25 protein-coding genes, 1 tRNA gene and 1 other RNA gene are annotated in these 23332 nt (G+C 73.0%); 14 read left to right on the forward strand and 13 right to left on the reverse strand.

The features are described 5' to 3' along the window. Positions 1 to 57: 57 nt before the first annotated feature. From J1M39_RS01210 to aceE, 5 genes are all read right to left on the reverse strand, one after another. On the reverse strand, positions 58 to 303 hold the full coding sequence (locus J1M39_RS01210; RefSeq protein WP_010078906.1) for an acyl carrier protein: 246 nt from the start codon (positions 301 to 303) through the stop codon (positions 58 to 60). Between the two features lie 61 nt (positions 304 to 364). Beyond that, a complete protein-coding gene (locus J1M39_RS01215; RefSeq protein ID WP_206496380.1) occupies positions 365 to 1417 on the reverse strand; it encodes a beta-ketoacyl-ACP synthase III in 1053 nt (350 codons plus the stop codon). Positions 1418 to 1449: 32 nt separating this feature from the next. After that, on the reverse strand, positions 1450 to 2373 hold the full coding sequence (locus tag J1M39_RS01220; protein WP_036312804.1) for an ACP S-malonyltransferase: 924 nt from the start codon (positions 2371 to 2373) through the stop codon (positions 1450 to 1452). 106 nt (positions 2374 to 2479) lie between these two features. After that, the gene (locus J1M39_RS01225; protein ID WP_041103117.1) at positions 2480 to 3682 is read right to left on the reverse strand and encodes a PucR family transcriptional regulator; all 1203 of its coding nucleotides are present in this window, start codon (positions 3680 to 3682) and stop codon (positions 2480 to 2482) included. Between the two features lie 124 nt (positions 3683 to 3806). Then, positions 3807 to 6557, reverse strand: a complete 2751-nt coding sequence (aceE, locus tag J1M39_RS01230) for a pyruvate dehydrogenase (acetyl-transferring), homodimeric type (protein ID WP_206496381.1) — start codon at positions 6555 to 6557, stop codon at positions 3807 to 3809. Positions 6558 to 6811: 254 nt separating this feature from the next. Here aceE and J1M39_RS01235 point away from each other — a divergent pair, with 254 nt between their 5' ends. From J1M39_RS01235 to J1M39_RS01255, 5 genes are all read left to right on the forward strand, one after another. Beyond that, the gene (locus J1M39_RS01235; protein ID WP_036340159.1) at positions 6812 to 7243 is read left to right on the forward strand and encodes a DUF3052 domain-containing protein; all 432 of its coding nucleotides are present in this window, start codon (positions 6812 to 6814) and stop codon (positions 7241 to 7243) included. Beyond that, complete coding sequence (locus tag J1M39_RS01240; RefSeq protein WP_145951561.1) at positions 7236 to 7742, forward strand: redoxin domain-containing protein; 507 nt, start codon at positions 7236 to 7238, stop codon at positions 7740 to 7742. The genes J1M39_RS01235 and J1M39_RS01240 overlap by 8 nt, the downstream gene beginning before the upstream one ends. Positions 7743 to 7757: 15 nt before the next feature. Beyond that, positions 7758 to 7831: transfer RNA gene (locus tag J1M39_RS01245), tRNA-Val, on the forward strand. A 75-nt stretch (positions 7832 to 7906) separates the two neighbouring features. Beyond that, complete coding sequence (locus J1M39_RS01250) at positions 7907 to 8746, forward strand: AzlC family ABC transporter permease (protein ID WP_145951560.1); 840 nt, start codon at positions 7907 to 7909, stop codon at positions 8744 to 8746. Beyond that, positions 8743 to 9087: an AzlD domain-containing protein gene (locus J1M39_RS01255; RefSeq protein WP_036312787.1), complete on the forward strand. Its 345-nt coding sequence runs from the start codon at positions 8743 to 8745 to the stop codon at positions 9085 to 9087. Before J1M39_RS01250 ends, J1M39_RS01255 begins: the two co-directional genes overlap by 4 nt. Here J1M39_RS01255 and J1M39_RS01260 read toward each other — a convergent pair. Continuing rightward, complete coding sequence (locus tag J1M39_RS01260; protein ID WP_206496382.1) at positions 9074 to 9658, reverse strand: hypothetical protein; 585 nt, start codon at positions 9656 to 9658, stop codon at positions 9074 to 9076. The genes J1M39_RS01255 and J1M39_RS01260 overlap by 14 nt on opposite strands. 137 nt (positions 9659 to 9795) lie before the next feature. On the opposite strand from J1M39_RS01260, the gene J1M39_RS01265 reads away from it, so the two are divergent. From J1M39_RS01265 to gndA, 3 genes are all read left to right on the forward strand, one after another. Further along, on the forward strand, positions 9796 to 10296 hold the full coding sequence (locus tag J1M39_RS01265; RefSeq protein WP_041103632.1) for a hypothetical protein: 501 nt from the start codon (positions 9796 to 9798) through the stop codon (positions 10294 to 10296). 204 nt (positions 10297 to 10500) lie between these two features. Then, the gene (gene ppk2, locus J1M39_RS01270; RefSeq protein WP_002856845.1) at positions 10501 to 11415 is read left to right on the forward strand and encodes a polyphosphate kinase 2; all 915 of its coding nucleotides are present in this window, start codon (positions 10501 to 10503) and stop codon (positions 11413 to 11415) included. A 79-nt stretch (positions 11416 to 11494) separates the two neighbouring features. After that, positions 11495 to 13057, forward strand: a complete 1563-nt coding sequence (gene gndA / locus J1M39_RS01275) for an NADP-dependent phosphogluconate dehydrogenase (RefSeq protein WP_206496383.1) — start codon at positions 11495 to 11497, stop codon at positions 13055 to 13057. Positions 13058 to 13076: 19 nt separating this feature from the next. Here the strand turns inward: gndA and epsC are convergent, their stop codons facing one another. The 3 genes from epsC to msrA all read right to left on the reverse strand — a co-directional run bounded on the left by epsC (position 13077) and on the right by msrA (position 15310). Then, complete coding sequence (gene epsC, locus J1M39_RS01280) at positions 13077 to 13664, reverse strand: serine O-acetyltransferase EpsC (protein WP_036381293.1); 588 nt, start codon at positions 13662 to 13664, stop codon at positions 13077 to 13079. A gap of 43 nt (positions 13665 to 13707) precedes the next feature. After that, positions 13708 to 14643 (reverse strand): cysteine synthase A, encoded by a 936-nt coding sequence (gene cysK, locus J1M39_RS01285; RefSeq protein ID WP_002856838.1) that lies wholly within the window; start codon positions 14641 to 14643, stop codon positions 13708 to 13710. 85 nt (positions 14644 to 14728) lie between these two features. Then, entirely contained in the window at positions 14729 to 15310 is a 582-nt protein-coding gene (gene msrA / locus J1M39_RS01290; protein ID WP_069941180.1) for a peptide-methionine (S)-S-oxide reductase MsrA, read from the reverse strand. Between the two features lie 113 nt (positions 15311 to 15423). On the opposite strand from msrA, the gene J1M39_RS01295 reads away from it, so the two are divergent. From J1M39_RS01295 to J1M39_RS01305, 3 genes are all read left to right on the forward strand, one after another. Then, on the forward strand, positions 15424 to 16350 hold the full coding sequence (locus tag J1M39_RS01295; RefSeq protein ID WP_206496384.1) for a Nif3-like dinuclear metal center hexameric protein: 927 nt from the start codon (positions 15424 to 15426) through the stop codon (positions 16348 to 16350). Continuing rightward, positions 16347 to 17081 carry a zinc ribbon domain-containing protein gene (locus tag J1M39_RS01300; protein ID WP_206496385.1) on the forward strand — a complete coding sequence of 245 codons (735 nt, stop codon included), beginning with the start codon at positions 16347 to 16349 and terminating at the stop codon, positions 17079 to 17081. Before J1M39_RS01295 ends, J1M39_RS01300 begins: the two co-directional genes overlap by 4 nt. 82 nt (positions 17082 to 17163) lie before the next feature. After that, positions 17164 to 18174 carry a reverse transcriptase-like protein gene (locus J1M39_RS01305; protein WP_206496386.1) on the forward strand — a complete coding sequence of 337 codons (1011 nt, stop codon included), beginning with the start codon at positions 17164 to 17166 and terminating at the stop codon, positions 18172 to 18174. 34 nt (positions 18175 to 18208) lie between these two features. Here the strand turns inward: J1M39_RS01305 and J1M39_RS01310 are convergent, their stop codons facing one another. Further along, a complete protein-coding gene (locus J1M39_RS01310) occupies positions 18209 to 19006 on the reverse strand; it encodes a YaaA family protein (protein WP_061873166.1) in 798 nt (265 codons plus the stop codon). A gap of 120 nt (positions 19007 to 19126) precedes the next feature. Between J1M39_RS01310 and J1M39_RS01315 the strand changes: the two genes are divergently transcribed. Then, positions 19127 to 19441, forward strand: coding sequence for a hypothetical protein (locus J1M39_RS01315; RefSeq protein WP_061867832.1), 315 nt, complete (start codon positions 19127 to 19129; stop codon positions 19439 to 19441). 21 nt (positions 19442 to 19462) lie between these two features. On the opposite strand, the gene rnpB is transcribed toward J1M39_RS01315, so the two are convergent. Continuing rightward, an RNA gene (gene rnpB, locus J1M39_RS01320) (RNase P RNA component class A) lies at positions 19463 to 19841 on the reverse strand. Between the two features lie 144 nt (positions 19842 to 19985). Between rnpB and J1M39_RS01325 the strand changes: the two genes are divergently transcribed. Next, positions 19986 to 21431, forward strand: a complete 1446-nt coding sequence (locus tag J1M39_RS01325) for a glyceraldehyde-3-phosphate dehydrogenase (RefSeq protein ID WP_036312749.1) — start codon at positions 19986 to 19988, stop codon at positions 21429 to 21431. An 82-nt stretch (positions 21432 to 21513) separates the two neighbouring features. Here the strand turns inward: J1M39_RS01325 and def are convergent, their stop codons facing one another. Both def and J1M39_RS01335 read right to left on the reverse strand, forming a co-directional pair. Further along, on the reverse strand, positions 21514 to 22155 hold the full coding sequence (gene def / locus J1M39_RS01330; protein ID WP_036312746.1) for a peptide deformylase: 642 nt from the start codon (positions 22153 to 22155) through the stop codon (positions 21514 to 21516). Between the two features lie 94 nt (positions 22156 to 22249). Then, positions 22250 to 22951: a Crp/Fnr family transcriptional regulator gene (locus tag J1M39_RS01335; protein ID WP_227717897.1), complete on the reverse strand. Its 702-nt coding sequence runs from the start codon at positions 22949 to 22951 to the stop codon at positions 22250 to 22252. Positions 22952 to 23114: 163 nt separating this feature from the next. Between J1M39_RS01335 and J1M39_RS01340 the strand changes: the two genes are divergently transcribed. Then, positions 23115 to 23332: heavy-metal-associated domain-containing protein (locus tag J1M39_RS01340; RefSeq protein ID WP_206496387.1), on the forward strand; the 218-nt coding region annotated here is incomplete at its 3' end.

The raw sequence follows: 23332 nt of genomic DNA on the forward strand, positions 1-23332 counted from the left end.
CCCCCGGCGCTCACCGAGGGGACGGGGCGGGCCGGGCCCGCCGCCGTCGTGGGCCGATCAGGCCTGGGCGCCGTCGATGAAGTCGACGGCGTCCTGGACGGTCTTGAGGTTCTTGACCTCCTCGTCCGGGATCTTCACGCCGAACTTGTCCTCGGCGTTGACCACGATGGTCATCATCGAGATCGAGTCGATGTCCAGATCGTCCGTGAAGGACTTCTCCGGCTGCACCTCGGCGGTGTCGAGACCGGTCTCCTCGTTCACGATCTCGGCGAGGCCGGCGAGGATCTCTTCCTTGGAAGCCATGGGGCGTCTCCTTCGGTAGGGGTGTGGGGTGTACGTGGACAGTGAATCAGACGGCGCCGCCTCAGGGGAGACGGACCACCTGGGCGCCGTAGACCAGCCCGGCGCCGAAGCCGATCTGCAGGGCCAGGCCGCCGGTGAGCTCGGGGTTCTCCTCCAGCAGACGGTGCATGGCCAGCGGGATGGACGCGGCCGACGTGTTGCCGGCGTCCGCGATGTCCCGGGCCACGACGACGGACTCCGGCAGCTTCAGCTGCTTGGCGAACTCGTCGATGATCCGCATGTTGGCCTGGTGCGGGATGAACGCGGCGAGGTCTTCGGGCTCCACGCCCGCGGCGTCGAGGGCCTCGCGGGCCACCTTCGCCATCGACCACACGGCCCAGCGGAAGACGGAGGGCCCGTCCTGGCGCAGCGTGGGCCAGAGCATCCCCTCCGCGCCGGTGATCGCCGAGGCGTCGCCCGTGGTGCGGGCGTGCTCCACGGCATCGCGCAGCTCCAGCTGCGAGTGCGTCATGGAGATCGTGGACCAGCGCTCCCCGTCCGAACCCCACACCGAGGGGGAGATGCCCAGCTCGTCCGCGGCCGACACGATCACGGCGCCCGCGCCGTCGCCCAGCAGGAAGGAGATGGAACGGTCCGTGGGATCCACGACGTCGGAGAGGCGCTCGACGCCGACCACGAGCACGTGCCGCGCGGTGCCGGAACGCACGAGCGCGTCGGCCTGGGCCACGCCGTAGCAGTAGCCGGCGCACGCGGCGGAGACGTCGTAGGCGGGCGCCGGGGTGGCCCCGATCTCGTGCGCCACGAGGGCCGCGGCCGAGGGGGTGGCGTGCGGGAAGGTGACGGTCGAGACGATCACGGCGTCCAGGTCCGAGCCCTGCAGGCCGGCCCGCTCGAGGGCCTCCCGGGCGGCGCCCACGGCCATGACGGGCACGGTCTCCTCCGCCGTGGCGCGCTGGCGCGTGACGATGCCGGTGCGCTGGCGGATCCACTCGTCCGACGAGTCGATGGGGCCGACGAGGTCCTCGTTGGGGACCAAATTCGCCGGGCGGTAGGCGCCCACGGCCACGATGCGGCTGGCCGCGGGGCGCTCGTGCTGCTTCAGGGTGACGGTCATGGTGCTTCTCTCTGCCGGGCGGTGCGCGGGGTTCAGGCCGAGTGCTCGGCCAGGAACGCCCGCGCGGCGTCCAGGTCCTCGGGGGTCTTCACGGCGAGCTGCGCGGTGCCCTTGAGACCGCGCTTGGCCAGTCCGGTCAGTGTGCCACCGGGCAGCAGCTCCAGGACGCCCGTGACCTGCCGCGTGGCCATGGTCGCCATGCACAGGTCCCAGCGGACCGGGCGGGTGACCTGGTCCACGATCCGGGCGAGCACGTCCGTGCCGGACTCGACGGCCTCGCCGTCCCGGTTGGACAGCAGGGGCAGGCGCGGGTCCGAGGGGGAGAGGCCGGCGACGTGGGCCGCGAGGTCGTCCACGGCGGGGCGCATGTGCTCCGTGTGGAACGCGCCGGCCACCTTGAGCGGGATCACGCGGGCGCGGGCGGGGGCGGACTCGGCGAGCGCGCCGAGGGCCTCCGCGGTGCCGGCGGCGACGATCTGGCCGGCGCCGTTGACATTGGCGGGCGCCAGGCCCGCCGCGTCGATGGCCGCGAGGACCTCGTCCTGGTCCCCGCCCACGACGGCGGCCATGCCCGTGGGCGTGGCCGCGGCGGCCCGGGCCATGCCGGTGGCGCGCACGCGCACCAGGGAGAGGGCCTCGGCGGGGGACAGCACGCCGGTGACGGCGGCCGCGGTGACCTCGCCCACGGAGTGGCCGGCCACGACGGTCGACTTCGGTGCGGCGGCGTCCGCCTCGAGGGCCGCGGCGGCCACCAGGCCGGCCGCCACGATCAGCGGCTGGGCGACGGCGGTGTCCTTGATGGTCTCCTCGTCCGACTCGGTGCCGTGGCGGATCAGGTCCACGCCCGCGGCGTCGGAGAGGGATGCGAGCAGGTCGCGGGTCCCGTCCAGCTCGAGCCAGGGGGCGAGGAAGCCGGGCGTCTGGGACCCCTGTCCGGGGCACACGATGGCAAGCATTCCTCCATCGTGTCAGGATCGGCCGCCATCCCGGGCAGATCGCGCCACGAAGCACGGCGAGTCGGTTTGGAGGGTTTCTACAAGCGGGGGTGTGCGCCGCCCCGGCTCAGTCCGACCCGTCCCCGGTCGTCTGCCGCGCCCCCGCGAGCCGGCCCAGGGTGATCGCGGTCTGCAGGACGTACGCGTCGCGGGGGACCAGCGGGTCCCAGCCGGTCACCTCAGCCACCCGCTTGAGGCGGTACCGCACGGTGTTCGCGTGGACGAACAGCTCGCGGGCCGTACCCTCGAGCGAGTGGCCCAGCGCGCCGTACGCGTCCACGGTCTCCAGCAGGGAGGTGCCGGCGTCGGCCAGGGGCGTGAACACCCCGTCCACGAGGGCCTCCCGGGCCGTGGGGTCGCCCAGCAGCGCCCGCTCGGGCAGCAGGTCCTCCGCCGGGGTGGGCCGGCTCGCCCGGGGGTGGGCGGCCGCGGCGCTGAGCCCGGCGAGGGTGTGCCGCGCCGAGACGTGCGCCGAGACCAGCGAGTCCACGACGGGTCCCACGATCACCGGTCCCGGCGCGAACCAGGGCGCGAGCGCCTCGCCCACCGCCCGCGCGTCCCGCACCGAGCCGACCACGAGGACGAGCCGTTCGGACTGCACGCCCACGAGCAGGTCGCAGTCGAGCCTCGCCGCGGCCCGCCGCAGGTCCGGGATGAACGCGGGCTTGTCCTGCCCCGGGGCGAGACCCGCCATGACCATCACGTCGTGGTCCCCACGCCAGCCCAGCGCGGTGGCCCGGTGCCGGATCTCGTCCGGGTCCTGCCCGCGCAGCACCGCGTCCAGCAGGACCGACTCGAGCCGCGAGTCCATCGCTCCGCGCATCTCCGCGGCCCGGGCGTACACGTCTGCGAGCGCGAACGCGACCTCACGCGAGTAGTGGAGGATGTGTTCGCGGACGGGCGCCTGGTCGCGCTCGGCCAGCAGCTCCGGCACCCGCGTCTCGACGACGTCCACCATCGTCCGGATGAGCTGGAGGGCCCGCTGCAGCGAGATCGCCCGGGTGAGATCGGTGGGCGCGGGCCCGAAGACGTCCTGCAGGACGTGGCCCGTGGAGGTGGGCCGCTCGAACCACGTGAGGAAGCCCTGCAGGGCGCGCTGGGCCACGAGCCCGAGGGCGCTGCGCTCGTCCGGGGTGAGTCGGCGGTACCAGGGCAGGGTGGCGTCCAACCGCTGCAGCACCGCCGTGTTCAGGGCGCCCAGGTGGCTCCTGAGTCGGGCCAGCCCGTCGGTGCTCACGGGGCGAGGGGCGGCGGGGCGGGGCTCGGGCATGCGCTTCATCCTAGGCGCGTGTTGTGGGATTCCTACAGCGACGACGCCGGCCGCCCGCCTCCGTGGCGGAGGCGGGCGGCCGGCGTCGGGACGGGAGGGCGTCAGCCTCCCCGCGGCGTGCGGGTCAGGCGTCGCCGCCCGCGATGCCGGTGGTGCCGGCGTTGACGTCGTCCAGGCGGTACTTCTCGTGCGCCTTCGCGGCCGTGCCCCGCTCGACCTCGCCCTCCTCCTCGAGGAGCTGCAGCGCGCGGACCACCATCGAGTGGGTGTCGATGAGGAAGTACCGACGGGCGGCGGCGCGGGTGTCCGCGAAGCCGAACTCGTCGGCGCCGAGCGCAGAGAAGCGGTTCGGCACGAACGGGCGGATCTGGTTCGTCCACGAGGTGGAGTAGTCCGAGGTGGCCACGATCGGGCCCTCGGCCCCCTGCAGCGCCTGCGTCACGTAGGGCACGCGCGCAGTGGCGGACGGCTCCTTCAGGGCGTCCTTCTCCGCCGCGACGGCGTCGCGGTACAGCTCGTTGTAGGAGGTCACCGACCACACGGAGGCGTTCACGCCCCACTCCTCGGAGAGGATCCGCTGGGCGTCGAGCGCCCACGGCACGGAGACGCCGGAGCCCAGGAGCTGGACCTTCGGGCCGTCGCCCTGGCCCTCGGAGAGGCGGTAGATGCCCTTGAGCAGGCCCTCCACGTCGAGGCCCTCGGGCTCCTCGATGTGGGTGATCGGCTCGTTGTACACCGTGAGGTAGTAGATGACGTTGCGGACGTCGTCCCCGCGGTCGTGGTCGCCGTACATGTCCTCCAGGCCCTGGCGCACGATGTGGGCGATCTCGTACGAGTACGCCGGGTCGTAGTGCTTCACGGCCGGATTCGTGGACGCCAGGACGGGGGAGTGACCGTCCATGTGCTGGGTGCCCTCGCCGGCGAGGGTGGTGCGCCCGGCGGTGGCGCCGATCATGAAGCCGCGCGCAAGCTGGTCGGCTCCGGCCCAGATGTTGTCCGCGGTCCGCTGGAAGCCGAACATCGAGTAGAAGATGTAGACCGGGATCATCGGCTCGCCGTGCGTGGAGTACGCCGTGCCCACCGCGTTGAATGCCGCGGTGGCGCCGTCCTCGTTGATGCCGACGTGGTAGATCTTCCCCTGCGGGGACTCCTTGTAGGACAGGAACAGATCCCGGTCCACGGACAGGTAGTTCTGGCCCTTGGGGTTGTAGATCTTCGCGGTCGGGAAGAACGAGTCCATGCCGAAGGTGCGGGCCTCGTCCGGGATGATCGGCACGAAGCGCGGTCCCATGTTCTTGTCCCGCATCAGGTCCTTGAGCAGGCGCACGAACGCCATGGTCGTGGCGGCCTGCTGCTTGCCCGATCCCTTGCGGGCCTGCTTGTACGCGGACTCCGGGGGCAGCGGGATCGCGTGGTAGTCGCTGCGCCGCTCCGGCACGAAGCCGCCCAGCTCCTTGCGCCGCTCCATCATGTACGTGATCTCCGGGGCGTCGGCGCCCGGGTGGTAGTACGGGATGTTGTACGGGTCCTTCTCGATCTGCTCGTCCGAGATCGGGATGCGGTGGCGGTCCCGGAACACCTTGAGGTCGTCCACCGTCAGCTTCTTCATCTGGTGCGTGGCGTTGCGGCCCTCGAAGGACTTGCCCAGGCCGTAGCCCTTGATGGTGTGGGCCAGGATCACGGTGGGCTGGCCCTTGTGCTCCATGGCGGCCTTGTAGGCGGCGTAGACCTTCTTGTAGTCGTGGCCGCCGCGCTTGAGGCCCCAGATCTCGTCGTCGGTCATGTCCGCCACCATCTCCTTGGTGACGGAGGACCGGCCGAAGAAGTGGTCGCGCACGAAGCCGCCGGACTCGGCCTTGTAGGTCTGGTAGTCGCCGTCGAGCGTCTCGTTCATGATGCGCACGAGCTCGCCCTCGTCGTCGGCCTCGAGCAGCGGATCCCACTCGCGGCCCCACAGGACCTTGATGACGTTCCAGCCGGCGCCGCGGAAGTAGGACTCCAGCTCCTGGACGATCTTGCCGTTGCCGCGCACCGGCCCGTCGAGACGCTGCAGGTTGCAGTTGATCACGAAGGTGAGGTTGTCGAGCTTGTCGTTGGCCGCGACGTGCAGCTGACCGCGCGACTCGGGCTCGTCCATCTCGCCGTCGCCGAGGAAGGCCCACACGTGCTGGTCGGAGGTGTCCTTGATGCCGTTGTTGTGCAGGTACCGGTTGGTCTGCGCCTGGAAGATGGCGTTCATCGGCCCCAGGCCCATGGACACGGTGGGGTACTGCCAGAAGTGCGGCATCATCCGCGGGTGCGGGTAGGAGGGCAGGGCGTGGCCCTGGCGGGACTTCTCTTGGCGGAAGCCGTCGAGGTCCTGCTCGGTCAGGCGGCCCTCCAGGAAGGCTCGGGCGTAGTTGCCCGGCGAGGAGTGGCCCTGGAAGAAGATGTGGTCGCCGCCGCCCGGGTGGTCCTGGCCGCGGAAGAAGTGGTTCAGGCCCACCTCGTAGAGGGTCGCCTGGCCCGCGTAGGAGGAGATGTGGCCGCCGACGCCGACGGCGTCGCGCTGGGCGCGCTGCACGAGGGCCATGGCGTTCCACCGCAGGTAGTTGCGGTAGCGGCGCTCGAGCTCCTCGTCGCCCGGGTACTCGGGCTCCTGGTCCGCCGGGATCGTGTTCACGTAGTCCGTGGTGGTCACGTAGGGCAGGGCGACGGACTGGGCGCTCGCGCGCTGCATGAGGGAGCGCATGATGTACTGCGCCCGCTCCGTGCCGCGCTCCTCGATGAGTCCGTCGAGGGACTCGATCCACTCCGACGTCTCCTGGGGATCCTTGTCCGGGAGCTGGTCGGTCAGACCGCTGCGGATCTGCGAGCTCTCTTCGGCTGCGCTCACGGTGCCTCCTGGTTCTCGTGCGGAGGGGTGCTCCGCGGTGGGCTGCGGGCAGACGATCCGGTCCGGGCCCGCGACGCCGAGCCGGGCGCGTCGCCCGGAGAGTGCGTCTGTTCCTCCCCAGAGTAGACCGGAGCCGCCGCGTCCGCCCGGCCGGAGGCCCCGGAACGGCGGCGTCCACGGCGTATGGTGGTCATCATCACCCGCTCGACGGCGCGGGCCGCAGTGCCCGCCACCATCAAGGAGGACCGGACACTATGCAGGCTGGGTCGACGCCGACCTCGACGGACAGCGCCCTGCTGGCGGAGCTCGCCCTCTCGAGGGGCGACCTGGTGCAGGAGTGGGGGTACGACGACGACGTCGACGTCACCTTCCGCGACGCGCTCGAGGACGCGCTCGGCGAGGAGCTGCTGACCGAGGACGACCAGGAGCCGGCGGACGCGGTCCTCTTCTGGTGGCGCGCGGACGACGGCGACGTCATGGATCTCGCGGACGCCCTCGTGGACGCCCAGCGCTCCCTCGATGCCGGCCCCGTCTGGATCATGACCCCCCGCAAGGGGCGCCCCGGCCACGTCAGCCCGGCGGACGTCGCCGAGGCCGCCTCCACCGCGGGCCTGCACGCCACCACCGGGGCCGGTGCCTCCGAGGACTGGGCCGCTCAGAAGCTCGTCCAGAAGCGCGGTGGCTGAGCCCCCGTCCGGCGGGACGCGGGGCGCCGACGTCGTCCCCGCGCTGCGCGACGACCACGGCCAGAGGTGGCCGTGGCCGCCGACGCGCGGGCCCGAGGACGCCGCCGGGCCGCGGGGCACGTGGCTCGTCTTCCTGCCCGGGGCGTTCACGCCGGTGTGCACGGACGAGCTCGGCTGGATCGGGGCGCTCGCCGAGGACGTGGCGGTCGACGATGTGGCTGTCCGCGTGGTCTCGTGTGATGCCGCCCCCGTGCTGCGCCGCGTCCGCGAGGAGCTGGCACTGCCGGAGCCGCTCACCCTGCTCTCCGATTTCTGGCCCCACGGCGCGGCCTGCCGTGCCTTCGACGTCTTCGACGTGGAGACCGGGCGGCCCCGCCGCGTCTCCGTGCTGCTCGACGCGGACGGGGTCGAGGCCGCGCGCGTGGTCGCCGCCCCGGGACAGGCACGCACCCGGAGCGAGCACGAGGCGGCGACGCGCGACCTGCTCGCGGACCGGTAGCCTGGACGGACACCGGCACCTGTAGCTCAGTTGGTCAGAGCATCTCGTTTACACCGAGAGGGTCGGGGGTTCGAGTCCCTCCGGGTGCACCGATCGCGGGGCCATGACACGGCGTGACGCCGCGGCTCCGTCATGCCGACCGCCCGTCAGGCGCCTATGAGAGCATGCTCACCATCATGGGCTCCTCGTCAGCGTCCTCGCGCGCCTCCGCTCCGCCCTCGCGGTGGGCCGAGGTGCGCTCCGGCGTCGCCGTGACGTTGGGCGCCGGCCTCGGCCTGTTCCCTCTGGGCGTGGCCTTCGGGATGCTCGTGGTCCAGGCCGGGCTGCCCGCGTGGGTCGCACCCCTGTTCTCCGTGGTCGTGTTCGCCGGGTCCGTCGAGCTGCTGCTCGTCTCGCTGGTGGTGGCGGGCACGCCGCTGCTCACGATCGCCGTGACGGTGTTCCTGGTGAACTTCCGCCACGTGTTCTATGCGTTCAGCTTCCCGCTGCGCGTGGTCCGGGGGCGCCTCGCGCGGATCTACTCGATGGGTGCCCTGATCGACGAGGCCTACGCCATCGCCGCCGCCCGGCCCCGCGGTTGGACGGCGCCCCGGCTGCTGGCCATGCAGGTCGCTTTGCAGGCGTACTGGGTGCTCGGGGGCCTCGCCGGGGTGGCCGTGGCCTGGCTGCTGCCCGGGCCGGTGGAGGGCCTGGAGTTCGCGCTCGTCGCCCTCTTCATCGTGCTCGCCATGGACGCCGCCCGCACACGCGCCCAGCTGCCCCTCGTGCTGGCGGCCGCGGTCGCCGTCGGGGTGGCCCTGCTGCTGGCACCGGCACAGGTGCTCGTCGTCGCGTTCGCCCTCTACGCCGCGGTACTGATCGCGTTCCACGTGCTCGCCGCGCGCGGGACCGCCCTGCCGCTGCCCGAGCCCGTGCCCGTCACCGGACCGGTGCCCGTCGTCGCCGCGGTGGGGGAGCGGGCCGTCACGGATGCCGAGCCCGACGCCGAGGAGGATCCCCGATGACCGGCGCCGCCTACCTGGTGGCCGCGGCCGTCGTCGCGGGCCTCGTGACCTTCTGCCTGCGCGCGGTGCCGTTCGCCCTGCTGCAGCCGCTGCGGGAATCCGTGCTCGCGGCGCGGCTGGCGGTGTGGATGCCCGCCGGCGTGCTGACCATCCTGGCCCTGGTGATGCTGCTCGACGCCGCGGCGCTGGCCCCCGGAGAGCCCGTGGACGGGACGCGGGTGGCCCACGCGCTGTTCGCGGCTGCGGTGACCGTCGTCGTGCATCTGCTGGCCGGGCGGCGGACCCTTGTCTCGATCGCCGCCGGCACGCTGGCCTACGTGCTGTTGGTCAACCTGGCCTGACCGGCGGCGGGGCGGGCTCGCCCAGGCGTTCGGCCCATGCGCGGCTCGCCGCGGCGAGGCGCCGGCCGTAGGCGGTGACCCCGTCGGACAGCGTCCCGGCGTTGTAGAGCGTCCCCGCCCGGGCGATCCCCTCCGCGGAGAGGTCGCCGCGCAGGTGACCGCGCAGGATCTCCAAACCGAAGGCCAGGTTGTCCTCCGGCTCCCACAGACGAAACCCGCGCTCGGCTGCCTGCGCGAAGTACGGCGGCCACGTGATCTGCGCGGGCCCCACGCCGTTGGACGTCTCCCCCTGCGCTACCCGGGCCACGAGCTCCTCGTAGCGCTCCCGGGTCACGGAGACGTCCGTCCCGCGCGGGGCGCTGTGCACGCCGCCGGCGTCGTGGCCGAAGACGTTCCGGCCACCGGACTCGAGCTCGGCCAGGGCCGCCGCCACCGGGAGGGGCACGTCCGCCCGGCGTGCGGCGGCCACGATCGCCGCGGCGTTGTCGAGGTGCCGGCCGAGCGTCGCCGTCGGGTCGGACGAGCGGTCGCGGGCGGAGCGGCGGGTGAGGAGGTCGCGGAGCAGGCCCATCGGCCCACCCTCCCGCATCCCGGGTTGAGTTGTCGCGGGTGACGGGCCCGGGCACCCGCGACAACTCAACCCGGGATGCGGGGCAGGGGCCGGGCGGCGGCGCGTCGTCGGCGTCCGGGCGCACTAGGGTGGAGCGCATGTCCGCGACCCCCCTCGGCTTCTGGAAGCTGCCCGCACGTCCCGACGGCGCCGCCCGTCACCTCGCCGTCATCACCGGGGGCGAGGCGCAGCAGACCATGCTCTTCCTCCAGGACGGGCAGTGGTCCATCCTCGCCCTCTTCCAGGACGAGCTGGCCGGCAAAGCCGCCGCCCGCACCCTGGACGCGCTCCTGCAGTCCGTCACCTGTCTGCGCATGGGCGGCCGTGACGTCCTCGACGGCGCCGACACCCCGCGGCCCGGTGTTGAGTGGGCCGGCTACGACCGCGAGTTCGAGGAGGCCGACGTGGCCGAGCAGCGCGACGTCGAGCCGCGCGGCCGGATCTGGATCCTCCCGGCCACGGACGGCGCCTCCGTCGGCCTCAAGCTTCCCGGGCACCGCCGGTACGACGACGCCGTCGCGCAGTTCGCCGACGTCGACGCGGCGCGTGCCGCCGTCGCGGCGATCGACGAGCTCCTGGGCGTCGGCCCGCGCGGCTGAGCCGGCCGGTCCTCCCCGGCCCGGGGCCGCGACCGTTCGCCTCCCAGGGTTCACCTGCTGTTCACCCGGCTGCGCCGCCGGGCCCGGCTTCCTCGTCCGCCGCCCGCCCATAATGATGGACAGAGCACAGGCCGCGGCCCGCCGCCGTCGTACCGAGGAGGGGACGGGCGGGCACGGTGACGCACCCAGTGAAGGAGACGGACCATGGAGCTGCTGCAGCCCGACGCCCCCCGCGAGAACCTCCGCGAGTTCATCGACAAGCTGCGCGACGGCGGCTACACCGTCTCGGACGGTCACACCAACGATCCCGACCTGATCGATCCGCAGGGCCGTGCCGTGGAGACGTGGAAGGAGGACTACCCGTACGAGACGCGCATGACGCGCGAGGAGTACGAGCTGGAGAAGTACCGCCTGCAGATCGAACTGCTCAAGCTGCAGTACTGGGGCGAGGACACCGGCCAGCGCCACATCATCGTCTTCGAGGGCCGCGACGCCGCCGGCAAGGGCGGCACCATCAAGCGCTTCACCGAGCACCTGAACCCCCGCACCGCCCGCGTCGTGGCCCTCAACAAGCCCTCGGACCGCGAGCTCGGCCAGTGGTACTTCCAGCGCTACATCCAGCACTTCCCCACGGCGGGCGAGATCGTGCTGTTCGACCGATCGTGGTACAACCGCGCCGGCGTCGAGCGCGTGATGGGCTTCGCCACGGACGAGCAGTACCGCCGCTTCATGAACCAGGTGCCGCTGTTCGAGAAGATGCTCGTGGACGACGGCATCCACCTCACCAAGTTCTGGTTCTCCGTGACACAGACCGAGCAGCGCACGCGCTTCGCGATCCGCCAGATCGACCCGGTCCGCCAGTGGAAGCTCTCGCCCATGGACCTCGAGTCCCTGGACCGTTGGGAGGCGTACACGGAGGCCAAGGAGGCCATGTTCCTCCACACGGACACGGACCACGCCCCGTGGATCTCCATCCGCTCCAACGACAAGAAGCGGGCCCGCCTCAACGCGATGCGCTACTTCCTGTCCCAGTTCGAGTACGAGGGCAAGGACCACGAGGTCGTCGGCACCCCGGACCCGCTGATCGTGCGCCGCGGCCGCGACGCCGTGGGGGACTGACCGCGGTCGACGTAGGCTGGGGGCGGGTCCGTGTCCGGCACGGCCCGTCCCACCGTCCGAGCCACAGGAGGCCCCCGCGATGACCGAGCAGACCACCACCGTCCCCGTCGGCGCCGCCGACATCGGCGTCACGGGCCTGGCGGTGATGGGCGCGAACCTCGCGCGCAACTTCGCCCGCCACGGCTACACGGTGGCCCTGCACAACCGCAGCCGGGCCCGCACGGACCAGCTCGTGGCCGAGCACGGTGACGAGGGCGCGTTCGTGGCGACGGAGACGCTCGCCGAGCTCGTGCAGTCCCTCGCCGTGCCGCGCCGGGTGCTCATCATGGTCAAGGCGGGCGCCCCCGTGGACGCCGTCATCGACCAACTCGTCCCCCTGCTGGACGAGGGCGACATCGTCATCGACGCCGGCAACTCCCATTACGAGGACACCCGCCGCCGCGAGGCGGCCCTCGCCGAGAAGGGCCTGCACTTCGTGGGCGTCGGTGTCTCCGGCGGCGAGGAGGGTGCCCTGCACGGTCCGGCGATCATGCCCGGCGGTCCGGAGAAGTCCTACGAGGCCCTCGGCCCGATGCTCGAGAAGATCGCCGCGCAGTTTGAGGGGGAGCCGTGCTGCGCCTGGGTCGGCACGGACGGCGCCGGCCACTACGTGAAGATGGTCCACAACGGCATCGAGTACGCGGACATGCAGGTCATCGGCGAGGCCTACGACCTGCTGCGCCGTGTGGGCGGCCTCGAGCCCGCCGAGCAGGCCGAGGTGTTCACGGCGTGGAACCAGACCGACCTGGCCTCCTACCTCATCGAGATCACGGCCGAGGTGCTCGCGCAGGTGGACGCGGCCACGGGCCGCCCGCTCGTGGACGTGATCGTGGACGAGGCCGGGCAGAAGGGCACCGGCCGCTGGACCGCGATCTCGGGTCTCGACGTCGGCTCCCCGGTGGCCGCGATCGCCGAGTCCGTCTTCGCCCGCTCGCTGTCCTCTCAGCGCGCGGTGCGCGAGGCCGCCCGTGAGACCCTCGCGGCCGGCGTCGACGAGGAGGCGCAGCGCGCCCCGCAGGACACGGACGCGTTCGTGGAGGACGTGCGCCAGGCGCTGTTCGCCTCCAAGCTCGTGGCCTACGCGCAGGGCATGGACATGCTCGCGGCCGCCGCCGAGGAGTACGGCTGGTCGCTGGACCTGGGCACCATCGCCTCGCTGTGGCGGGACGGCTGCATCATCCGCGCCGACCTGCTCGACGTGATCATGCAGGCCTTCGGCGGGCGTGACACCTCCCGCCATCCGGCGCCGGGCACCCGGGCCCCCGGCCAGCCGCTCAACCTGCTCTTCGCCCCCGAGTTCGCCCAGGCGATCGCCGAGGCCCTGCCGGCCTGGCGCCGCGTGGTCGGCACCGCCGTCGCCGCGGGCGTGCCGGTGCCGGTGTTCTCCTCGGCCCTGGCGTACTACGACGGCCTGCGGGCCGACCGCCTGCCGGCCGCCCTCGTGCAGGGCCAGCGCGATTTCTTCGGCGCCCACACCTACCTGCGCGTCGATCGCGAAGGCTCGTTCCACACGCTGTGGTCCGGTGACCGCACCGAGGTGGACGGCGAGGGCGTGCCCGTGGTCATGCCGCAGCCGACCGAGGGCGACCCCACGCAGGACTGACCCGGCGTGGACCCGGCCCTCAGATCCAGAGGGCCGGGTCCACGTACTCCGCGGGGTCCACGAGCGGCTTGCCCTCGGACGGGCCCTTGCGCGGTCGGACGGTGGCCGGCACGCCGGTGGCGATCGCGTCGGCGGGGGTGTCCTTCACGACGACGGCGTTGGCGCCCACCGCCGTTCCCTCCCCGAGCTCGACGGGTCCGAGGATCTTGGCGCCGGCCCCCACCACGACGCCGTCGCGCAGCGTGGGGTGCCGCTTCACCTTGGCCAGGGAGCGGCCGCCGAGGGTGACCCCGTGGTACAGCATCACGTCGTCGCCGATCTCTGCGGTCTCGCCGATCACGACGCCCATGCCGTGGTCGATGAAGAACCGACGACCGATCGACGCGCCGGGGTGGATCTCGATGCCCGTGGCCGCGCGCGTGACCTGCGAGAGCACGCGGGCGGGCATCTTCAACCGGTCGTGCCGCCACATCCGGTGCGCGACGCGGTGCGCCCACACGGCGTGCAGACCCGAGTAGACGAGGGCCACCTCGAGGTCACCTCGCGCCGCCGGGTCATGGCTGCGGACGGTCGCGATGTCTTCCTTGATGCGGGAGAACAGTCCCACGGGCGGCCCCTTCGGGTCGGTGCGGTCGGTGAGCGGGCGGCGGTCAGCCGCGGATGTCCTCGAAGAGGGCGGTGGAGATGTAGCGCTCGCCGAAGTCACACACGATGGCGACGATCAGCTTGCCCTCGGACTCGGGCTTGGCGGCCTCCTTGAGGGCGGCCGAGATGATCGCGCCGGTGGAGATGCCGCCGAGGATGCCCTCCTCGGTCCCGAGCCGACGGGCGGTCTCGATGGACTCCTCGAAGGTGGCCGGGTAGACCTCGTCGTAGAGGTCGGTGTCGAGGATCTCGGGCACGAAGTTCGCGCCGATGCCCTGGATCTTGTGCGGGCCGGCCTGGCCGCCGGAGAGGATGGGGGAGTCGGCCGGCTCGACGGCGATGAGCTTCACGTCCGGCTTCTGCTCGCGCAGGTACCGGCCCGCGCCCGTGATGGTGCCGCCGGTGCCGACGCCGGCGATGAACACGTCCACGGCGCCCTCGGACGCGTCCCAGATCTCCGGGCCGGTGCCCGTGTAGTGGGCCTGGATGTTGGCCTGGTTCGCGAACTGCTGGGCCCAGATGGAGTTCGGGGTGCTGCGGACGATCTCCTGGGCGCGCTCGAGGGCGCCGCGCATGCCGTCTGCACCGGGGGTCAGCACGATCTCGGCGCCGAATGCCTTGAGCATCACGCGGCGCTCGGTGGACATGGTCTCAGGCATGGTCAGGATCACGCGGTAGCCGCGCGCCGCGCCGACCATGGCCAGGGCGATGCCGGTGTTGCCGGAGGTGCCCTCCACGATGGTGCCGCCGGGGGTCAGCTCGCCGGCTGCCTCCGCGGCGTCCACGATGGCGGTGCCGATGCGGTCCTTCACCGAGTTGGCCGGGTTGTAGAACTCGACCTTCACGGCGACGTCGCCGGGCAGGTCCTTCGCGAGGCGGTTCAGCCGGACCAGGGGCGTGTTGCCGACCGCCTGGGTGATGTCGTCGAGGATGCGGGCCATGGTGATACCTCCGGGGGTGGTGCGCCTCGGGGCGCGGGCGATCTAGTGGGTGTTCCTGCGTCAGGCTATCGAGCCGCGGCGCCGCTCAGGCGTCCACGAGCCACGCGGAGTAGTTCCGGCGCACCTTCGCGAGCTTCGGATCGATGACCACACGGCAGTATCCGTTGGAACGGCGCCGCGCATAGAAGTCCTGGTGAATGTCCTCGGCCGGGTGCCACGCGGACGCCGGCTCGACGCGTGTGACGATGGGGCTGTCATAGTTCGCCTGCGCCCGGGCGATCTCGTCCGCGAAGAACCGGGTCTCGGCCTCGTCATGGGCGAAGACGGCCGATCGGTACTGGGTGCCGACGTCGGCCCCCTGGCGGTTCAACGACGTGGGGTCGTGGCTGGTGAAGAACAGGTCCATGATCACCTCGGGCGGCACGACGGCGGCGTCGAAGCGCACGCGGACCGCTTCGGCGTGGCCGGTGGTCCCGGTGCACACGGACTCGTAGCTCGGGGCGGGGTCGTCGCCTCCGGTGTAGCCGGACTCGACGGCGAGCACGCCCCGCACGCGACGGTAGACGGCGTCGAGGCACCAGAAGCAGCCGCCGGCGAGCGTCAGCTCGCGGACGTCGGCGGGCGCGTCGGAGGCGCCGAGGGGCTCGGTACGGGGGGAGTCGGTCATGGCAGGCACAGCAACGCGGCCCGCGCTTTTCATTCCCGACGTCGCCGCGCCGTGCCCTCACCCAGGGCCGCCGGGTCGTGCGTGCCCGGGCCGGGTGGGCCATCATGGCCGGTATGACCGTGTCCCGTCCCACCGTCCCCGTCTCGCCGGTGCACGCCCTGGCCCCGCCGACGCTCGGGCAGGTCCTCGAGGTCGTCCAGGGGCTGTGGCCGCGGGAGCTGGCGGAGCCGTGGGACGCCGTCGGGCCGGTGGCCGGGCGCCCGGAGTCGCCGGTGCGGACCGTCCTGTGGGCGCTGGATCCCGTGCAGGCCGTGGCCGACGAGGCCGTCGCCCGCGGGGCCGACCTCGTGGTCACCCACCACCCGCTCCTGCTGCGCGGGACCTCGTCCGTCGCCGCCGTCGGGCATGCCGCCGCCAAGGGCCGCCTGCTGCACACCCTGATCGAGCACCGCGTCGCCCTGCTCGCCGCGCACACCAACGCCGACGCCGTCGTGGGCGGCGTCTCGGACGTGTTGGCCCGTGCCGTCGGCATCACCGGAGCGCTCTCACCCCTGACGACCTCCGCCGTCGGCACCGGGGCCGAAGGCATCGGCCGGGTGGGCGACCTGCCCGAGGAGACCGACCTGGCCGCCTTCGCCCGCGCCGTGCACGCGGCGCTGCCCGCCACGGCCAGCGGCGTGCGCGTGGCGGGCGACCCCGCCCAGCGCATCCGCCGCGTCGCCGTGTGCGGCGGCGCCGGCGACAGCCTCTTCGACGCGGTCCGCGCGTCCGGCGCCGACGTCTACGTGACCGCCGATCTGCGCCACCACCCGGCCTCGGAGGCCCGGGAGACGGCAGCGTCGGGGGATGGGCGTCCCGCGCTCGTGGACGTCTCGCACTGGGCGAGCGAGTCCCTGTGGCTCGAGCACGGCGCCCGCGCCCTGGAGGCCGCCCTGGGGGAGCGGGGACTGGGCGTCACCACCCTGTTCTCAGACCACCGCAGCGACCCCTGGGACTTCCTGGTCGGGGGAGAGCGGGCCGACGAGGGGAGTCACGCATGAGTGAGGTCACCGCACCGCCGGCCGTCCAGGCCCGGCTGCTGGAGCTCCAGGAGCTCGACACGGCCCTGGACCAGGCCCGCGCCGCCGTCCGTCGGTTCAAGGCGGACCCGGAGCACGCCCGGCTGCGCGCCCGTGCGCAGGAGTTCGAGGAGGCGCTGCCCGGTCTGCAGGACGCCGCCCGCACCGCCGACCGGGCGGGGGCCGAGGCCACCGAGAAGGCCGCCGCCACCCGCGCCCGTCGGGACCGGACCCGGGAGCGGCTCGAAGCGGGCCAGGGCGGGTCCAAGGAGCTGCAGGCCATGCAGCACGAGGACGACACGCTCACCGCACTGCTCGATGACCACGAGGCCGCGGCGCTCGAGGCCATGGAGGCCGCCGACGCCGCCGAGTCCCGGCTCGCGAAGGGCCACGCCGCTCTGGAGCAGGCACGGGCCGAGGTCGAGGCCCGCGCGGCGGAGGTGCGCCGCGAGGGGCAGGCCGTGACCCAGCGTGGCCGGGACCTCACCCAGCGCCGGGCGGCGTTGGCCGCGGAGTTCCCCGCGTCGTTGCTGGCCCTGTACGAGCAGGCGCGGGAGCGCAACGGCGGCATCGGCGCGGCCCGGCTCGTCGGGAACCGGTCCGCGGCCGCGGGCACGGAGCTGTCGCCCGCGGAGGTCGCGCGCATCCGGGCCCTCCCGCCGGCCGCCGTCGCCCGCTGCCCCGAGTCCGGCGCCATCCTCATCCGGGACTGACCCCGGGCCCCGCCCCCGGCGCGATCAGTAGAGTGGGGGGGCCGCGTCGGACGGCGCGACCACGGACACGAGGAGGCGCACGGTGAGCGGACGAGTCCTGCAGGTGGAGGCCGACGGCGGGTCGCGGGGCAACCCCGGCGTCGCCGGCTACGGCGCCCTGGTGCGCGACCCGGCCACAGGCGAGATCCTCCGGACCGACGCCGCCCCGCTGGGGAAGGCGTCCAACAACGTGGCCGAGTACTCCGGGCTCGTGGCCGGGCTGCGGATGGCCCGGGACCTCGACCCGGAGGCCCGGGTGCACGTGCTGATGGACTCCAAGCTCGTGGTGGAGCAGATGTCCGGGCGGTGGAAGATCAAGCACGACGACATGCGGCGCCTCGCGGCCGAGGCCCGGTCCGTGCTGCCCCCCGAGCGCGTCAGCTACGAGTGGATCCCGCGCAACCGGAACAAGGACGCCGACCGCCTCTCCAACGAGGCCATGGACGCCGGCGCGCGGGGCGGCCAATGGGACGCGGGCGCGTCCGAGGTGCCGGTCGCGGCCCCCGCGGCCGCGGGGTCGACCGCCGCGGAGGCGTCCACGACCTCCGCGTCGGCGGTGGCCGGGTCCGGCCTCGAGGCCGACGCGGACGTCCGGGCCGCGGAGGCGGACGGGCCCGACGCCGTCGCCTCGCCGGAGGATGCGACCCCGGTGCCCGCGCCCACGGGACGGCTGCATCACGTGGAGATCTGGGTCGCCGACCTCGCGGCGGCCGAGGCGAGCCTCGGCTGGCTGTTCGGCGAGCTCGGCTACGTGCCCGGCGAGGGGTGGGCCGAGGGCCGGACGTACCAGGGGGCGGGGGAGTACCTCGTGCTCGAGGCCGGGCCCGACGTCGCCGCGGGCGCCCACGAGCGCACCCGCCCGGGACTGAACCACCTGGCCTTCCGGGCCGGATCGCGCACCCGCGTGGACGAGCTCACCGCCGCCGCGCGCGGCCGGGGGTTCCGTCTGCTCTTCGAGGACCGCCACCCGCACGCCGGGGGAGCGGACCACTACGCCGCCTACCTCGAGACCGCGGACGGCTTCGAGGTGGAGCTGGTGGCCGTCGAGGACTGAGGCCGCGTCCGGGCAGACCGCGCCTCGCCCGGGATCATCCCTCGGGCAGGATCACCCGCAGCGCGCCGGGCTTGCCGCCGGACGGCCGGGCCAGCTCGACCTCCCAGCCGGGGCCGTCCCCGGCCCGCGCGACCACGTCCGCGACGCGGTCCAGCGTCGAGGTCTCCCGCGCCCCCGCCTCCAGGAGCGCGCGGGCCACGAGGCCGCGGGTGTGCTTGGCGAAGTGCGAGACGACGGTCCGCTCGCCGTCGCGCAGCTGGAACACGTCGACCGCGAGGGTCCGCTCCGCCGGTGCCCGCCACTGGGCCGCGTAGCCTCCGGAGCGGCAGTCGACGACGGGCCCGCCGTCCCGTGCGGCGAGCGCGTCGAGGGCGGGGGTCAGGACGGGGCGCCAGTGCGCGGCCAGCCCGGGCAGCCCGGGCAGCTTCGCGCTGACGGGCAGCCGGAAGGCGGGGATCCGGTCCGCCAGCGCGGTGGCGCCGAACAGCGCGGAGAAGACCAGCACGGACAAGCGGGCGCGGCGCTTCGCCGCCGCCGACAGCGAGGCGTGGTCGAGCGCGTCGAAGAGCACGCCCGTGAACACCCGGTGACCGGGCGCGGCGGGGGCGACGGCCAGGCGCGTGTTCGCCTCGACCTCGCCGGCGAGCGACGCTCCGACGCCGAGGGTCGTCAGGGCATCCGGGGCGGCCGAGACCGCGGCGAGCCGCGTGAGCAGGTCCGCGCGGGCGCCCGTCACCGCGGCGTCGTCGGCCAGGGCGAGGGAGTCGAGGTCGAGCGGGGCCCCGGAGCGGGGTGCGGTCTTGCCCTCGGAGGGCGGCAGCAGGATCAGCACCGGGCCAGCCTAGCCAGGCGCCCCCGGACCGACGCGCGGACGGGCCGGGCCGACGTCGTCGTCCGGACCTGGCACAGTGGTGGGGTCCGCACAGCCGCCCCGCATCCCAGGAGTCGCCCGATGACCGCCATGAACGTGTTCGGCGTGGTGTACCCGTTCGTCCTGCTCGTGATCGCGGCCGCCGTGTGGCTCGGGGTCCGCTCCAGCGGGCGGGAGCGCACGCACGCCTCCGCTCTGGAGCACCGCCTGCGGGAGCGCACCTTCACGGGGCAGGACCGCGTGACGCTCGAATGGCCCCGGGACCGGCGACACCCGAGCCTGGCGAAGGTCGTCTCGATCGGCGAGTCGTACGGGTACCGGCTGCTGGACAAGCGGGAGCGCGAGCACGTGGTGGAGCTCGAGTTCGAGCGGATCCTCGACGACGAGGGGTTCTGACCCCAGCCGGGGGCCGTGAGGCGGGACGGACCGGCTGTAAGCCGGGTTCTGTGCCTCGCGCGCGTTGCCCCGCGCGAGGTGACGGCCATCCATCTGGGCCCGCCATCGCTGACGGGCTCGAGCGGCCAACCCGGACGCTGGGGCGAGCAGCCCTCGTGACGCGTCCTGTTCGGCCTTGCACCGGATGGGGTTTACCGAGCCGGCCCCGTCACCGGGGCCGCTGGTGGTCTCTTACACCACCCTTTCACCCTTACCGCCGCGCACACGGCGCGGAGGCGGTCTTCTCTCTGTGGCACTGGCCCGCGGGTCGCCCCGGGTGGATGTTGTCCACCATCCTGCTCTGCGGTGCCCGGACTTTCCTCGCACCCCCGCAGGGGCACGCGGCCGTCCGCCGATCCGTCCCGACCGACCAGTCTACGCCCCGCTGAGGCCGCGGGGCCGCTGCGGACGCGTCCTCACTTAGAATGGAGGCGTCCGCCGACAACGAGGTCGGGGGATGGGGCCTGCCCAGGACGGCCCCGCCAGGTTTCAAGGAAGGACTCCCGTGGCAGACACCGCCTCGACCCAGACCCCTGAGTGGAACACGCAGCAGAAGCTCGCGGAGAAGATGGTCCCCCTGCTGGGCACCCTGTACCGCGAGCACAACGTGGTCACCTCGATCTACGGGCGCTCCCTCGTGAACCGCGGCGTGATCGACATCATCAAGGCCCACCGCTACGCCCGCCGCGTGCAGGAGGCCCCGCTGAGCGTCGAGTCCACCTACCCCCTGGTCGAGGCGATGGCTGCGATGGACCTGGGCGCCGCCACCGTCGACCTGGCCGAGCTGGCCGCCAAGCAGAAGGCCTCGGGGCAGGACGTCCAGGCCTTCCTGGACGCCGAGCTCGCCGAGGTCAAGGGCAAGGCCGGTGAGGGCCTGGGCGAGACCCAGGACGTCGTGCTCTACGGCTTCGGTCGCATCGGCCGCCTGCTGGCCCGCATCCTCCTCGACCACGCCGGCGGTGGCTCCAAGCTGCGCCTGCGTGCCGTCGTCGTGCGCAAGAACTCGGAGGACGACCTGATCAAGCGCGCCTCCCTGCTGCGCCGCGACTCGATCCACGGCCCGTTCGACGGGACGATCGTGGTGGACGAGGACCGCGACGTGATCACCGCCAACGGCACCGAGATCCAGGTCATCTACTCGAACGACCCGACCACGGTGGACTACACCTCCTACGGCATCAAGGACGCGCTGGTCGTCGACAACACCGGACGCTGGCGCGACGACGAGGGCCTGTCCCAGCACCTGCAGGCCAAGGGCGCCGCGAAGGTTCTGCTGACCGCCCCGGGCAAGGGCGAGATGAAGAACATCGTGTTCGGCGTGAACTCGGACGACATCACGCCCCAGGACACGATCGTCTCGGCAGCCTCCTGCACCACCAACGGCATCACCCCGGTGCTCAAGGTCATCCAGGACGACTACGGCATCGACCACGGCCACGTGGAGACCGTGCACGCCTACACCAACGACCAGAACCTCGTGGACAACTTCCACAAGGGCGCCCGTCGTGGCCGTGCCGCCGGCATGAACATGGTCCTCACCGAGACCGGCGCCGCCAAGGCCGTGGCCAAGGCCCTGCCCGAGCTCAAGGGCAAGCTCTCCGGCAACGCCATCCGCGTCCCCACCCCGGACGTGTCCATGGCCATCCTCAACCTCGAGCTGACCAAGCCCACCTCGGTGGAGGAGCTCAACGCCCGCCTGAAGCAGGAGTCCCTCACCGGCCCCCTGCGCGGCCAGGTCGGCTACGTGGACTCCCCGGAGGTCGTGTCCACCGACTTCGTCGGCTCGGACCGCGCCGGCGTCGTGGACGGCCTGGCGACCCTCGTGAACAACGACGGCAAGAACGCGATCCTCTACGTCTGGTACGACAACGAGTACGGCTACTCGCACCAGGTGATCCGCGTGGTGGAGAAGATGGCGGGCCAGCAGGTCCCCGCCTTCCCGCAGGCCTGACCCGCAGACGACCGACGGCCCGTCCCCGCGGAGGGGACGGGCCGTCGTCGTGTGCCGACCGGGTCGGACCTCGAGCCGAGGCTCAGGCCTCGTCGTCCCCGTGGTCGCCGTCGGGGCCGTGCTCGTGGTCCGCGTGGTCGTCGGCGTCATGGCCGAAGGGGTCCTCGTCGGTACCGGGCAGCCACGTCACGCCGGGCACGTTCAGGCGCTCGGCCCGCTGCGCGCGCTTCCAGCGCCGCTGCCACTTGCCCTCGAGCCGGTTCACGTAGAGGGTGCCGTTGAGGTGGTCGTACTCGTGCTGCATGATGCGCGCGAACCAGCCCTCGGCCTCGAACTCGAACATCTCGCCGTCCACGCGCTGGCCGGACAGGCGCACGCGGGTCGGGCGCTGCAGGGGGAAGCCGAGCCCGGGCACCGAGAGGCAGCCCTCGGTGTGCTCGTCCGGGTGCGGGTCCTCCCGCGGCGCCTTGTCCAGGTGGGTCAGCACGGGGTTGATCACGTGGCCCACGTTCGGCGCGTCGCCGGAGTCCGGGAACGTCCACGTGAAGATCCGCAGCCCGACCCCGACCTGCGGGGCGGCCAGGCCCACGCCGTGCGCGGCGTCCTGCGTGACGTACATGTCCTCGATCAGCTCGCGGATCTCGTCGTCGATCACCTCCACCTCGGCCGCGCGCCTGTGCAGCACGGGCTCGCCGTAGACGGTGATGGGACGGATGGAGGCCATGGCACTGCGCTTCCCGGCCCGGGCTGCGGGCCTGCGTGGGTAGGGGGACGGGGGAGTCCCCAGCCTACCGCCGGCGACACCACGACGACGGCGGTCATTCCGCGGCAAGGGCCTCCAGCGCCTCCGGGTCCAGCAGCGTCACCCGCGGGCCCTCGATGGCGATCAGGCCGTCGTCGGCGAGGCGGCGCAGCCCGCGGCTGAACGCCTCGGGGGTGGTGCCCAGCAGCGAGGCGACGTCCTTCTTCGGCGCGGCCAGCACCACGACGAGGTCGGCCTCGTCCCGGAGGGCCGGCAGGCCGAGCAGATGTCCGGCGATCCGTGCGGTGACAGGCTGATGCTCCCGGGCCAGCCGTTGTTCAGCCTCGGCCAGGCGGACGGCCAGCGTCCGCATCACGCGTCCCCCGATGCCCGGATGCTCGGCCAGGAGTCGGGCGACCTCGGCGTGGGAGAAGGTGCACAGGCGGGTCGCGGCCACGGCGCGCGCCCCATGCCGGGCCGGCTCGCCCGTGAGGAACTCGTGCTCGCCCACGGAGTCCCCCGGCTCGACCATCCGCACCACACGTTCCCGGCCGGTCGCTGAGCCGAGCGTCAGCGCCAGGCGGCCGCTGTGCACGACGCACAGGCGGTCCGTGCGGTCACCGGCCAGGTGCAGGGCATCGCCGGCCTCGAGCACGAGCGGCCGCGCCAGGGCGGAGACCCGGCGCAGCTGCTCCAGATCCAGCCCGGTGAACAGCGGGACCCGGGCCGCGCACGGCTCTGGTTCATCCACGGGGATGAGGGGCAGGTCGATACGCACGCCATCAGCCTCCCACACGGCGGCTTGACCGCGGTCAAGGCGTACCCGCCGTCCCCTTCGTAGCGTCAGTGACATCCCCGGAGGACGGGGATCGGACCGGGCGCCCGCCCCGTCCGCTCAGCCTCACCGGCGGCCGCGCCGGTGACGACCGACTGGAGTGACCATGACCCCCACCACGCGCACCCTGCTCCGCGCCGAGGGCTTCAGCTGCCCCTCGTGCGTCCGGAAGATCGAGAAGGCCCTCGACGCCCTGCCCGGCGTGACCGGCGCGCAGGTCCACTTCGAGACCCAGCGCATCGAGGTCGACCACGACCCGCAGACCACCACTGCCCAGGACCTCGTCTGTCGCTTATACACATCTCCGAGCCCACGCGCCGGAGC

Origin of the sequence: Micrococcus sp. KRD077 (genome assembly GCF_017168505.1) — a bacterium.
In the GTDB taxonomy this organism is placed as follows: Bacteria; Actinomycetota; Actinomycetes; order Actinomycetales; family Micrococcaceae; genus Micrococcus; species Micrococcus luteus.